The 12639-nt window shown below is 46.6% G+C and carries 11 protein-coding genes and 1 other annotated feature; of the genes, 8 read left to right on the plus strand and 3 right to left on the minus strand.

Going from position 1 to position 12639, the window contains the following annotated elements:
* Window positions 1-36 precede the first annotated feature (36 nt).
* The 5 genes from ACUUJN_RS10415 (at window position 37) to ACUUJN_RS10435 (ending at window position 4106) form a co-directional block, all read left to right on the plus strand.
* A complete protein-coding gene (locus ACUUJN_RS10415) occupies window positions 37-489 on the plus strand; it encodes a YlbF/YmcA family competence regulator (RefSeq protein WP_023988245.1) in 453 nt (150 codons plus the stop codon).
* A gap of 122 nt (window positions 490-611) precedes the next feature.
* On the plus strand, window positions 612-1034 hold the full coding sequence (locus tag ACUUJN_RS10420; RefSeq protein WP_023988246.1) for a PaaI family thioesterase: 423 nt from the start codon (window positions 612-614) through the stop codon (window positions 1032-1034).
* A 65-nt stretch (window positions 1035-1099) separates the two neighbouring features.
* Complete coding sequence (locus ACUUJN_RS10425) at window positions 1100-1888, plus strand: NUDIX domain-containing protein (RefSeq protein WP_023988247.1); 789 nt, start codon at window positions 1100-1102, stop codon at window positions 1886-1888.
* Between the two features lie 67 nt (window positions 1889-1955).
* A complete protein-coding gene (locus tag ACUUJN_RS10430) occupies window positions 1956-2522 on the plus strand; it encodes a cysteine hydrolase family protein (RefSeq protein WP_484669557.1) in 567 nt (188 codons plus the stop codon).
* 120 nt (window positions 2523-2642) lie between these two features.
* Window positions 2643-4106 (plus strand): nicotinate phosphoribosyltransferase, encoded by a 1464-nt coding sequence (locus ACUUJN_RS10435; protein ID WP_028542698.1) that lies wholly within the window; start codon window positions 2643-2645, stop codon window positions 4104-4106.
* 66 nt (window positions 4107-4172) lie between these two features.
* Here the strand turns inward: ACUUJN_RS10435 and ACUUJN_RS10440 are convergent, their stop codons facing one another.
* The gene (locus ACUUJN_RS10440) at window positions 4173-4688 is read right to left on the minus strand and encodes a MogA/MoaB family molybdenum cofactor biosynthesis protein (RefSeq protein WP_484669558.1); all 516 of its coding nucleotides are present in this window, start codon (window positions 4686-4688) and stop codon (window positions 4173-4175) included.
* 262 nt (window positions 4689-4950) lie between these two features.
* On the opposite strand from ACUUJN_RS10440, the gene ACUUJN_RS10445 reads away from it, so the two are divergent.
* The 3 genes from ACUUJN_RS10445 to ACUUJN_RS10455 all read left to right on the plus strand — a co-directional run bounded on the left by ACUUJN_RS10445 (window position 4951) and on the right by ACUUJN_RS10455 (window position 8634).
* Complete coding sequence (locus ACUUJN_RS10445; protein ID WP_023988251.1) at window positions 4951-5280, plus strand: four-helix bundle copper-binding protein; 330 nt, start codon at window positions 4951-4953, stop codon at window positions 5278-5280.
* Window positions 5281-5357: 77 nt separating this feature from the next.
* Window positions 5358-5616: a binding site (T-box leader), on the plus strand.
* 58 nt (window positions 5617-5674) lie between these two features.
* The gene (gene argS, locus ACUUJN_RS10450; protein WP_484669559.1) at window positions 5675-7402 is read left to right on the plus strand and encodes an arginine--tRNA ligase; all 1728 of its coding nucleotides are present in this window, start codon (window positions 5675-5677) and stop codon (window positions 7400-7402) included.
* Window positions 7403-7665: 263 nt separating this feature from the next.
* Window positions 7666-8634, plus strand: a complete 969-nt coding sequence (locus ACUUJN_RS10455) for an S-layer homology domain-containing protein (protein ID WP_484669560.1) — start codon at window positions 7666-7668, stop codon at window positions 8632-8634.
* A 124-nt stretch (window positions 8635-8758) separates the two neighbouring features.
* Here ACUUJN_RS10455 and ACUUJN_RS10460 read toward each other — a convergent pair whose 3' ends face one another.
* Entirely contained in the window at window positions 8759-10843 is a 2085-nt protein-coding gene (locus ACUUJN_RS10460; RefSeq protein ID WP_484669561.1) for an ABC transporter ATP-binding protein, read from the minus strand.
* A complete protein-coding gene (locus tag ACUUJN_RS10465) occupies window positions 10843-12600 on the minus strand; it encodes an ABC transporter ATP-binding protein (RefSeq protein WP_484669562.1) in 1758 nt (585 codons plus the stop codon). The genes ACUUJN_RS10460 and ACUUJN_RS10465 overlap by 1 nt, the downstream gene beginning before the upstream one ends.
* Window positions 12601-12639: the final 39 nt, after the last annotated feature.

Raw genomic sequence — 12639 nt, forward strand, 5'->3', positions numbered from 1 at the left:
TGCAAGCCGTCTAAGTGAGAAAAGGAGCGATGGACAATGACAGAGGAGCGGTTGCAACAAACAGAACTTCAATCGGCGGCGCGCCAGCATGATCATTTGGTCAATCGCGAAATGATATTGGCAAAAGCCAAAGAATTGGCAGGTATTTTGGGTAGCAGTGAGGAAGTACAGGTATTCCGAAAAGCAGAAGAAAAGATTCAGGATCATGGGCGCATCCAGCAACTGATTGCAACGATGAAAAAGAAGCAAAAGGAAATTGTAGCATTTGAATCCTTGAAGAATCAAAAAATGATTGCCAAAATAGAGGCCGAACTTCAGGAGCTACAGGAAGAGCTTGACGGTATTCCAATTGTAACGGAGTTTCAGCAGAGTCAGGTGGAAATTAATGAGCTACTGCAAATGGTGATTATGGCGATCCGTGATACCGTTGCTGAGAAGGTAAACGTAGAAGAGGGAAAAAGCACTTCCTCGTCGAATTGCAGTGATTAGAATGAAATCTATGGTGTGGAGGCGTAGCTTCCACGCCTTTTTTTCGAAAGCATTTTGCCAACGTATATGGTTATAGGACTTCAAGAGAAATGGGACAACATAGAAGGGATGGAAGCAAGGGAATGGATAAGTTGGGTAAGATGCTAGAGGGAGAGAATAATACTTTTTGGGAGTATTTAGGGTGTGAACTGATTGCAGCTGATGCAAACGAGGTACAGATCGCTTTGGAGGCCAAACAAGAGCATACCAATGTGATGGGTATTGTCCATGGGGGTGTACTTACTTCATTGATGGATCAGGCGATGGGGATGGTCAGTATGGCTTCACGAAATATGGATCCATGTGTAACGACGAACCTGAATGTTCATTTCTTGTCACCCATGAGGCAAGGACGACTGGAGGTTAGGGCGCGAATTCTTCATCAAGGAGGTCGCACGATAACCACTGAGGCGGAAGTAAGAGATAGTGAAGGCACACTCGGTTCTACATCTACAGCAACCTTCCGAGTATTACGTACACAAGCAAGTGATTCAGGCAAGGCCTGACACTTGACAAAAAAATTTAGTATGTCATAATGAATTTATCAAAACGATATAATATGGTGATGCCAATGGATAGCAATCGTATAAACGAAGAGGCGCAAAAGGCGTCGTACAACATTAAGAAATACCGTACCCCGGATGGAGCTCCGGCGGATATCGTTATGTTTACCTTAACGAAGCGGGAGCGTAAGACGGTAACAAAGACATTGCCGATTCGTGAGCTGAAAGTGATGCTCATCAAGCGCCGCAGTTGGCCTTTTGCAGGACGCTGGGCGTTGCCTGGAGGGTTTTGTCAGGAAGATGAATCCATGTATGGAGCTGCCAAGCGGGAGCTGTTAGAGGAAACGGGTGTGGACGGCGGGCATCTGGAGTATTTGGGTGTATATAGTGGACCGGGACGTGATCCGCGCGGGTGGATCATATCGCATGCGTTTTTTGCGCTGGTAGAAGAATGGATGTTGGAACAGCGTCAGGCGGCCGATGATGCTTCCGAGGTCGGGCTATTCACCATCCGCGAAGCGTTGGAGGAATTGGAGCTGGCATTCGATCACCGGGATATCATTGTAGATGCTTATCGCAAAATTCAGTTGCAGATGCTTCAGACGACGATAGCCAAGCAGTTTTTACCGCTACATTTTACACTGGGTGAATTATATCAGGTGATTCAGAGTGTCGTACCGGATTTCGAAGAGCCAAACTTTATTCGCAAAATAACATCGACTCGTAGCAGGCAGGGAATACTGGAAGAGGTGCGTGATGAGAATGGCAAACCGCTCAGTTCCAACCAGTATTCACAAAGACCGGCACAGTTGTACCGTTTTAGTGACAGAGTACCGCGTTTATCTATCTACACGTAACGCCTAATGTAATAGGTTACGCATAGAACGTACAATATCACTTTGAGGATAAGGAGCTGACCGTACGATGCAGGCACTAATTGTTATTGATTACACGAAAGATTTTGTGGACGGTAGTTTGCCTGTAGGACAACCTGCGATTGAGTTGGATGAACGGATCGCAGCAATTACGCAGGCATATGTGGATCAAGGGGACTTTGTTGTCATGGCTGTGGATTTGCATGAGGAGAACGACCTTTATCATCCGGAGAGCAAGCTGTTTCCTCCACATAATATACGTGGAACCAACGGACGACATTTGTATGGCAAGCTACGTAGCCTATATGAGCAACAAAGTGATCTTATCTACTGGTTGGATAAAACACGGTACAGTGCTTTTGCGGGCACAGATCTGGAGCTCAGGCTGCGTGAACGTGGTGTTCTGGAAGTTCATCTAATTGGTGTGTGTACAGATATATGTGTGCTGCATACGGCTGTAGATGCTTATAACAAAGGTTTTGCTATTACTGTATACAAGGACGCTGTGGCGAGCTTTAATCAAGCTGGACAGGATTGGGCTTTGGGTCATTTTGAGGGAAGTCTTGGAGCTTCGGTACGGTCGGCTGAGGATACGGTTTTACGTCAGAAGAAGTAAAATAACTTAACGATTGTGCACCAATGTCCGATAACAAAATGGAGCCGGATATTGCTGAATCTGGGCAGATGAGGCGGTACGCTGCCACAAACCTGGGGACAGTCAGAGAGGATGATTACGATGCAGTCAACGAGCCTCGCATTACATACAGATAAATATCAGATTAATATGATGTACGCCCATTGGGTGAACGGAAGTCATCAGCGTAAAGCTGTGTTCGAGGCGTATTTCCGTAAACTCCCTTTTGGTAATGGATACGCCGTGTTCGCTGGTCTGGAACGCATTGTGAATTATATTGCAAATTTGCGGTTTACAGAAGAGGACATTCGCTACCTGTCTGAACAGGAGGAGAATTACGATCCCATGTTCATGGAGGCGCTGCGCCAGTTTAAGTTTGGTGGAACAGTCCATTCGATGAAAGAAGGGGCACTTGTTTTTCCAAACGAGCCTCTGGTACGTGTCGAAGGAACGATTATGGAAACGCAGCTTGTCGAGACGGCATTACTGAATTTTATGAACTATCAGACACTCATTGCGACAAAGGCATCGCGCATCAAGCAGGTGGCAAGTGACGATACACTGCTCGAATTTGGAACACGGCGTGCGCAGGAAGCAGATGCGGCGATTTGGGGAGCACGAGCAGCTTATGTGGCAGGTTTTGACGCGACTTCTAATATGCTGGCAGGCGAGCACTTTGGAATCCCGACGAAGGGAACACATGCCCATTCATGGGTGCAGACCTTTATGACGGAGCAGGAGGCGTTTGACGTGTATGCGAAGGTTTTACCAGACCAGGTTACACTGTTGGTAGACACCTTTGACACGCTGGAAAGTGGTGTTCCTCATGCGATTCGGACAGCAAAAATGCTGGAGAGTCAGGGCAAGCGTATGAATGCAATCCGTCTGGATAGCGGTGACTTGGCTTATCTATCCATTCAGGCGCGGGAAATGCTCGATGCTGAAGGCTTAGATTACGTACAAATCGTAGCTTCCAATGATTTGGACGAAAATACGATTTTTAACCTGAAAGCCCAAGGGGCACGTATTGATGTATGGGGTGTAGGAACACAGCTTATTACGGCTTCAGATCAACCTTCGCTTGGCGGGGTGTACAAGCTGGTTGAGCGTGAAGTTGATGGCGAAATGTTGCCGACGATTAAGATCTCGGGTAACCCAGAAAAAGTATCCACACCAGGCAAGAAGGATGTATATCGCATTGTGGATAAGAAAAAAGGGAGAGCTGTGGCCGATTATATTTCTTTCCCGGATGAAGAGCGTCCGCGTAATGGTAAGCGCCTGAAGCTGTTTAATCCTTTGCATCCGTATATGAAGAAGTATGTAGAAAATTATGAAGCCGTACCAATGCTTGAGCCTATTTTTATAAATGGACAGAAGGTATATGAGCTTCCTGAGCTGGATGAAATTCGTGCCTACCATACTTCACAGTTGAAACTGTTTTGGCCAGAATATTTGCGGAAGCTGAACCCTGAAATTTATCGTGTAAATCTGAGCGAGAAGGTATGGGAGCTGAAGCAAAAGCTGATCGATAGCTATATGCAGCCCGAAGTTGAAGAAAAAGAATAGTTGGAAGAGGCACCTCATGAATATATGGGGTGCCTTTTTGTGTCGCGGCATGTAGGAAATAGGAGCTTATTTATAAATTTCTCTCATCACATGTCGTAGCTCAGGGACAATAATGCGTTCCATTGCCAAACGAACGGCTCCGCGTGAGCCAGGCATAGAAAATACAGCTGTCTGGCCCACAGTGCCAGCTACAGCCCGGCTTAAGATAGCTGCTGAACCAATGTCCTCAGCAAAGCTTAAATAACGGAAGATTTCTCCAAAGCCAGGTAGTTCCTTATCCAGTAGAGAGGAGACGGCTTCATATGTAGTATCACGTGGAGAAATACCGGTACCGCCTGTCAAAAGTACAGCCTCGATTTCATCATGTGCCGCTGCTTCGGATACTAACTGCTGAATACCTTCGTAGTCATCTTTGACGATGACATATCGAACAACCTTATATCCATTGGTTTCTAGTAGATCCATGAGCAGTCGTCCCCCAGTATCTGTTTCCACGGTGCGGGTGTCCGAGACAGTCACGACCATGCAATTAACCTGTTGCGGGGATTCCTGTCGATGCTCCTCTACAGAAGACATATTCATTGAAATGCTCACTCCTTGATCGGTGGTTAGACATACACTTTTTACAATAGAGCAATGACTGAGTGTATGCAAGTCAGAAACAGGGGCTAAAAATCCATGTGATTAATATCCTTGCACTTGCACACTGGAATATAGTACACTTCCTTACATAAGTCGGGATTACTTTGTTTTTATTTTATTGAAAGCGCGCACATCAAATGATTAATCTCAAGGGTCAGCGGGTAATAGTACAGCAGGGTCAACAACTGGGAGGTAATGTAATATGAATCATTCATACCAACAATGCGTGGATGCTTGCCTGGAATGTATGAACGCTTGCAATGTATGTTACGTAGCGAGTTTGAAGGAATATGATTTAGCTATGCTGCGTGAATGTATTCGAGTGAGTAGGGAATGTGCAGAAATATGCGGATTTGCTGCTCAAATGCTGCAGCGTGGAACGGATTTTGCCGAGCAAATCTGTGAGCTGTGCGCCAAGGCCTGTGAGGTATGTGCTGCTGAATGCAGCAAGCATTCCCATGATCATTGCAAACATTGTGCAGAAGCCTGCCGTCGTTGCGTTCAGGCGTGCCGCCAATTGGTGGCAGTGTAATTACATATATGGAACTAGTGCCTGAAGAGGAAATAATAGGTTGCTTTCTACTGAATAGGTTTGTATAATGATTGGAATTAACGTCATGGAACGGGAGAGTAGCAGCGGAGCCGTATCATTACAGCGAGCCGGAAGAGGTGTAAGCCGGTATGAGGTCCGATGTGAAGCGCACCCGGGAGACGGTTGATCCAACGAGCAGAACTTCTAGTAGATCAGCCCGGCAGACACCGTTATTAGTCATTGGAGTGAAATCGCGATTTGTGTAAGTTAGCTGTAACTACACAACCGATTTACGAAGAGTGGTACCGCGGGGATATTAAAGTTCTCGTCTCTTGAATTATTTCAAGAGGCGGGGGCTTTTTTTGTTAGATTCTATAAAAAGAGGAGAGAGATCATGTTGATGAGGATTTCTGCTCAAGCGATATTGGCCCATACGGGCTTGGAGGAGAAAGAAATTGTATCTTTATTTGAGGTGCCTCCGCAGCCCGAATGGGGAGATGTGGCGTTTCCCTGTTTTGTGCTGGCCAAAAAGTTTCGAAAGTCTCCACAGCACATTGCACTGGAATTGGCGGAGCTAGTGAATCATGAAGAAGGTTTAACTGCTTCAGCATCGGGTGCCTATGTAAATATAACATTGGATCGATCTGTTCATATTCCACTTATGCTTGCTGAATTGAGCAAGGCCGATTTCCTCAGGCCCAATATCGGGCACGGACAGCGGGTAGTTATTGATATGTCCTCGCCCAATATTGCCAAACCGTTTGGTATCGGTCATCTTCGCTCTACTGTTATCGGTGCTGCCTTGTATCGTATTCTTGGTGAAACCGGATATGTTCCAGTTAGTGTGAATCATCTTGGGGATTGGGGAACACAGTTTGGCAAGCAAATTGCGGCCTATAAAAGATGGGGAAATGAGGAGCAGCTACAACATGATCCGATTGGTGAATCGCTGAAGCTATATGTTCGTTTTCATCAGGAGGCCGAGCATGATCCGACTTTGGAGGATGAAGGCCGCGAGTGGTTCCGACGTTTGGAGCATGGGGATGCTGAGGCTCAACAACTATGGGAGTTTTTTGTTGAAGTTAGTCTGGGTGAATTTGATCGTATGTACCAGCGTCTGAACATTACATTTGACCATGTGCTGGGAGAAAGTTTTTACAATGATAAGATGCAGGCAGTTGTTGCTCAATTAAGAGCAAAAGGATTGCTGGAGGAAAGTGATGGCGCGCTCGTGGTTCGTCTGGAAGATGAAGAACTGCCTCCGTGTCTTATTCTAAAAAAGGATGGGACTACCATTTATCCGACACGTGATCTGGCAACAGCGATTTATCGTCATGAAGTGATGAAGGCTGATCGGTTGCTGTACGTCGTTGGTGGAGAACAGAAGTTGCATTTCCAGCAGGTGTTTGCGGTGCTGAAGCATGCAGGGGAGGCTTGGGCGGAGCAATGTGAGCATGTGCCGTTTGGATTAATGCGGTTTGCGGGTAAGAAAATGTCCACAAGACGCGGAAAAGTTGTCAAACTGGAGGAGGTGCTGGATGAAGCTATAGCGCGTGCTCAAGCCATCATTACTCAGAAGAACCCCGATTTGCAGGAACAACAGGCAGTAGCTGAGGACGTTGGTATCGGGGCGATTATTTTTGGTGATTTAAAAAACAACCGGCTGAATGAAGTGGATTTTTCGTTGGAGGAGGCGCTGACCTTTGAAGGCGAGACCGGGCCTTATGTGCAGTATACTCATGCGCGCATACGCAGCCTTCTGGAGAAAGCTCACGCTCGCGCCGATGTTGATAATACCAATTCTAGCGACAACGCCCTTGTCCAAGATAACCATTCTCGTGATTTGAATGACGTATCGGATGGAATGTTGGGTGACACAGGTTGGGCGCTGCTTAAGCAGTTGGATCGCTATCACGGACAACTGATACGTGCGGTTCGCCAACTGGAGCCTTCGGTAATTGCGAGATTTGCATTGGATACGGCCCAGGCGTTTAACCGTTTTTACGCCAAGGAAAGGATTGTCGATGGTGGACAGTGGCGTATTCAGTTGGCAGAACAAACTGCCGATATTCTGGCATGCGCGCTGCAACTTCTTGGTCTGAAAGCACCGAATCGGATGTAAGCAAAGCGAACAAAGGGGAACGAGTTTTTGCTGGCGGGATGACTGCTACCCAGACCTGGCTCTTCCAAAGGAATACTGTAAAAGATTAATCGGTTACAGGCACTTTTGGGTATGTATAAAGATTGTGAGCAGAAAAGAGTTAGACGGGTACACTAAACGCAGGTATTCCACTGTTTTGCAACCAATTTGTGCATATTTGAAACATTTGATGCTTTTATTGCGTCGGTAAGTGTAGAAGCAAAGTAAACATGGAGGTGTATCTCATGAAAAAGAACAAAAGCGTGACAGCTACCCTGCTTGTCATCTGCTCATTGGCAGTAGCTACGTCGGCTTCTGCTTTTCGTGATATAAAGGGAGCTGAACAGGAGAAGATCGTAAACTCACTTCAGGACAAAGGAATTATTCAAGGAATAACCAAGGATAAATTTGCACCGGATCAAACGCTCACGTATGCACAAGGAGTACACTTGGTTGTTCGTGCGATGGATCTTCAGGTAATGCCTGATTTCACAACGGGTTCCTTTGCAAACATTCCGGCTTCCGCATGGTATGCCCAGTCCTATCGGATTGCAGCCCAACACCAAATCCCTTTGTCACCAGATATTGATCCAAGCACCCGTATGACAAGAGAACAATTTGCGAATATTCTGTATAAAGCAGTGAGTGCAACGGGTGAATATCCAACTGTCCGTATGTTAATTAATGTAGCGGATGGCAAAAAACTAGACCAGGAATCAAACGCAGCCGTTCAATTCCTGCTATTGACCAAAATTGCAAAATTGGACGAACAGAGCAACTTTAACCCGGATCGTAAAGTAACGCGGATGGAGGCAGCAGAAATGGTCTATAACGCATCCGAATTTGTACAAAGTCATAAAACGGTTGAAGCTACTCCTGAAAATCCGGCTGAGCCTGTAGATCCGGTTCAACAAAATAACATTAGTATGAGTATAGAGAAGGCAAATGACCAGCAAAAAAAAGTGACAATCACCCGTCTGCAGGCACCTAATCCAGGTTACGGCATTGAAGTGGATCACATCGACTACGTAGATGATACGAATGCAGTAATTTACTACAAGCTGACTAGTCCAAAGCCAGGGGAAATGAATATTCAGGTCATTACGGATACCCACACAAGCACATTGGTAGACAGCAAGTATAAGGTTACGCTTAAAGCAGTAGATGGAACAGTGCTTCCGCCCACAGGAACAGGCACGTCTGTAGCTAAATAAAATTACGAGCCCTATGTTATAGATATAAATAAAACCAGCGAGCCTCCAATTTGTAGGGGAGACTTGCTGGTTTTTTTCATACCAAATGTTAATCGTTAGCCCTAAGCAATAGGACCTTCAAGCTTTAAATGCTGACTTTGCCTGCAAGCAGGTCATCTTGCGCAGAAGGCGTAGCAGAGGATGAAGCCGAATCTGTTGCAACTGTTCCCGACTGGAGCTGATACATTTGGAAGTAACGACCACCTTGGGCCATAAGTTCGTCATGGCTACCCCGTTCAACAATTTCACCCCGATGCAGCACCAAAATTTGGTCCGCACTGCGAATGGTGGACAAACGGTGAGCAATGATGAAGGTCGTACGTCCCTTCTTGAGTACCTCAAGAGCGGATTGGATGAGCGCTTCCGTTTCGGTGTCAATATTGGCAGTAGCTTCATCCAGAATTAAAATTGCGGGATCAAAGGCTAGTGCACGAGCGAAGGAAATAAGCTGGCGTTGCCCGGCTGATAAGGTGCTACCTTTTTCAATAACGGGCTCATCGAATCCTTGCGGCAAATGGGCCAGCAATTTGTCGGCTCCAACGTCATGCAGCGCTTTATTCACCTGTTCTCTCGTGATTCGGCTGTCTTCGAGACTGACATTAGAGGCTACCGTACCTGTAAACAAATATGGATCTTGAAGAACAATACCCATATGATGGCGAAGCCATTGCTTAGGGATGTCTTTGACAGATGTTCCGTCAATGGTGATCGTTCCTTTTTGCGGATCATAGAACCGGAATAGCAGGTTAATAATCGAACTTTTGCCTGATCCGGTATGTCCGACAAGGGCAACTGTTTGCCCGGGCTGTGCAGTAAAGGATATATGTTTAAGTACATCATCCTTTTTGTAGGCAAAGGAAACGTCGTTAAACTCTACCTGGCCTTTGTAGCGCGGCATCGTGCCGTCCGTCACCGGCTCTCCAGTTTCGTCCATCAACTCAAATACGCGTCCTGAGGATACGATGGAAGTATCCAGTACGGCGAGTTGGTTGACCATACCCGTCATAGGTTGGAACAGTCGACCCAGCACATCGACGAAGGCATACAATACGCCTAGTGAAACAGCACTACCTGTAGTTCCGAGCGCCTCAGATCCGAAATACCACAACACGACGGCAAAGGCGAGATTTCTTAACACGTTGACTAAATTGTGCGAAGTGAAGGCGTTCAAATTCAGCATTTTATTCTGATGCTTCATATAGTCATCATTCAGTTCTTCAAACTCTTGCTGCGTTTGTTTCTGGTGCCGGAACACGCGAATAATGGACATCCCTTGAATCGATTCATTGATAATCGCATTAATTTCACTGAGTCTGGACCGAATGATTGTATTATAGCGGGTGGCGACCTTGCGATACAATATAATCCACAAGATCAATAACGGTACAATAAACAGAGAGATAAGACCCAGTCTGAAGTCTAGCAAAAAGAGTGCAACATATACTCCTGCCATCGTTACAATCCCTGAAGTGAAATTTGAGAGCACAGCCACAAACAAATCTTTGACTGCCTCAGTGTCATTCGTAACACGGGATACGACTTTGCCTGCGGGCAAGTTATCAAAAAAGTAAACTGGCAACCGCTGGATGTGAGCGTAGAGATCAAGCCGAAGCTTTTGAATGACCTTGTTCGCCGAGGATTGCAGCCAGTATGTTTTACCGAATTCAGCAAAAATGGAAATAACCAGGAAGAAGCAATACCAGCCAATCAGCTGAAAGATACCGGGCATTTCCGGTTTGTAAAAGCTATACAGTTCATCAGCTGTCAGAGCCTTAGCTTCATAGCGAAAGGTGTCGGAGCCGCGTGTCACAGTCAGCGTTCCGTTCGTAAAGGAGCGGTTACCGTCAGCCACTTGAACCGAGCCATCGATAAATACGAAAGATTTCCCAACTTGTAAAATCCTCGCTTCGCGACCTTTAGTCTCCCCGGACTCAAAGCGATCTTCACGCTTAAAGTGGGTTCCAGCATAGCTTACAGTGCCGTCCACACTAGTTGTTTCATAAAATGGTTTTTCAATAGCGAGCATATGGTCGTCAATCATCGTTTTGGCGATGAAGGGACCAGCGAGCTCGGCGGCTACTCCGATAGCCAAAGCGATGAGAGCGGCAATAAAGCCTGCTTTGCTCGTCAGCGCGTACTGGAATAGCCTTTTGCCGATATTAGGTTTCATTAGGATACCTCCCCTGAGGTCAGATCAGATTCCACTTGTTGCCGTTCATACTGTTGTCGGTACCATCCGTCAGCCTGAAGCAGCTCGCTGTGGGTCCCTTCCTCAATAATGCGTCCTTGCTCCAGCACGACGATCCGGTCTGCATGTTCTACAGCAGAGAGGCGGTGGGTGGAGATCAAGGTTGTTTTACCCGAGCGCTTACGTCGGATATTGTCAATAATCCTTGCTTCCGTCCGGGCATCTACTGCAGATAGTGCATCGTCGAGCAATAGAATATCCGGATCACCGATAAAGGCGCGTGCCAGCGAAACACGCTGCTTCTGGCCGCCGGACAGGGCGATACCTTTTTCTCCGACCAGTGTATCCAGCCCATCAGACAAGGTACCTAAATCCTGGTCGAAGGCAGCTGTACGGATAGCTTCCATAATGTCGTCATCATCTGCACGAGGTTTCCCGAACTGAATGTTCTCGCGCACCGATTTAGAAAACAAAATTTGCTCTTGCGGCACGTAGCCGATCCAGCTGTGTAGTTGTTCTACTGCAATGTCCTCCAAACATATGCCGGAGATTAAAATATCACCGCTACCCGTCGGATATTCATGCAGTAGCTGTTTGAGCAGAGTGGATTTCCCGCTGCCGGTTCTACCAACGACGCCTAGCGTTTCTCCGCGTTTGAGCTCCAGACTCACATGTGACAGATTGTCAATAGTAGAAGTAGGGTAACGGAAGGTAACGTCTTTCATCCTGATGGATTCGAGGCGGTCCACTGGAACAGGTTGAGCTGCATCCTGAACGTCTGGCTGGACATCGAGAGTTTCATTGACCCGGTCCAGGGAAGCGCTACCGCGCTGCATAATGTTAATCAGCTCTCCAATGGCAAACATCGGCCAAATCATCATTCCTAGATACATATTAAAGGAGACCAATTCGCCTAGCGTGATATCGTTATGAAATACCAGATAAATACCATAACCGAGTCCAATGACATAGCTAAGTCCTACACATAAACGAATCGTTGGTTCAAAGAGAGCATCCATCCGAGCGACAGCCAGATTTTTACGAAATACATCGTCGGTAATATCAGCGAAACGCTTTTCGTCCATTCGCTCTTGCACATAGGCGCGAATGACTCGGATGCCTGCTACGGATTCCAACACCTGATCGTTCATATCACCAAATGCATCTTGTGCCAGTGTGTAACGCTCGTGAACGGCTTTACCGTAAATGCTCATAGCCAGTGCAATAAAAGGTAGGGGCAGGATAGCTGCCAGTGTCAACTTCCAACTGATTAGGGTACCCATGGCAACTAATACAACGCTCAGATAGACCGTAGAGTCTGTCAGTGTCAGCATGCCGAAGCCCGCTGTACTTGCTACGGAGCGAAGGTCGTTCGTAGCACGAGCCATCAGATCACCAGTACGATTACGTTCAAAAAATGGAGGGGTCATCCGCAGTAGATGATTCATAAAGCGTGTGCGCAGTAAGCGCTCCACCAGATTGGCACCACCAAACAGCTTGTGCATCCATATGTACGTAATGTAGTAGATGACGGCTAGAATGCCTATGATGTACAAAATATAACGCCAAAGTGAGGACCAGGAAATCGAACCGCGCACAATCTCATCAATGGCACTACCTAGTAGCCGAGGTGGAGCAAGCTCCAGCACACCAACGGCTATCAGCAAAAACAATCCAATGGAGTATCGGCTTCGTTCTCTTTTAAAAAACCAGCTTAAATTTTTAAGTACCGAAAACAAGAGGAATCCCATCCTTTCATGACAAGTTCTTTCGAGAGT

It is taken from the genome of Paenibacillus sp. LRG-1 (assembly GCF_057220305.1).

What these genes read in the sequence shown, in the direction of transcription:
- ACUUJN_RS10440 (WP_484669558.1), bottom strand. Translation starts at nt 4,688, where the DNA reads ATGAATATGTCTTCTGTAGAGGAGCATCGACAGGAATCCCCGCAACAG.
- ACUUJN_RS10420 (WP_023988246.1), top strand. Translation starts at nt 612, where the DNA reads ATGGATAAGTTGGGTAAGATGCTAGAGGGAGAGAATAATACTTTTTGG.
- ACUUJN_RS10430 (WP_484669557.1), top strand. Translation starts at nt 1,956, where the DNA reads ATGCAGGCACTAATTGTTATTGATTACACGAAAGATTTTGTGGACGGT.
- argS (WP_484669559.1), top strand. Translation starts at nt 5,675, where the DNA reads ATGTTGATGAGGATTTCTGCTCAAGCGATATTGGCCCATACGGGCTTG.
- ACUUJN_RS10425 (WP_023988247.1), top strand. Translation starts at nt 1,100, where the DNA reads ATGGATAGCAATCGTATAAACGAAGAGGCGCAAAAGGCGTCGTACAAC.
- ACUUJN_RS10435 (WP_028542698.1), top strand. Translation starts at nt 2,643, where the DNA reads ATGCAGTCAACGAGCCTCGCATTACATACAGATAAATATCAGATTAAT.
- ACUUJN_RS10460 (WP_484669561.1), bottom strand. Translation starts at nt 10,843, where the DNA reads ATGAAACCTAATATCGGCAAAAGGCTATTCCAGTACGCGCTGACGAGC.
- ACUUJN_RS10445 (WP_023988251.1), top strand. Translation starts at nt 4,951, where the DNA reads ATGAATCATTCATACCAACAATGCGTGGATGCTTGCCTGGAATGTATG.
- ACUUJN_RS10415 (WP_023988245.1), top strand. Translation starts at nt 37, where the DNA reads ATGACAGAGGAGCGGTTGCAACAAACAGAACTTCAATCGGCGGCGCGC.
- ACUUJN_RS10455 (WP_484669560.1), top strand. Translation starts at nt 7,666, where the DNA reads ATGAAAAAGAACAAAAGCGTGACAGCTACCCTGCTTGTCATCTGCTCA.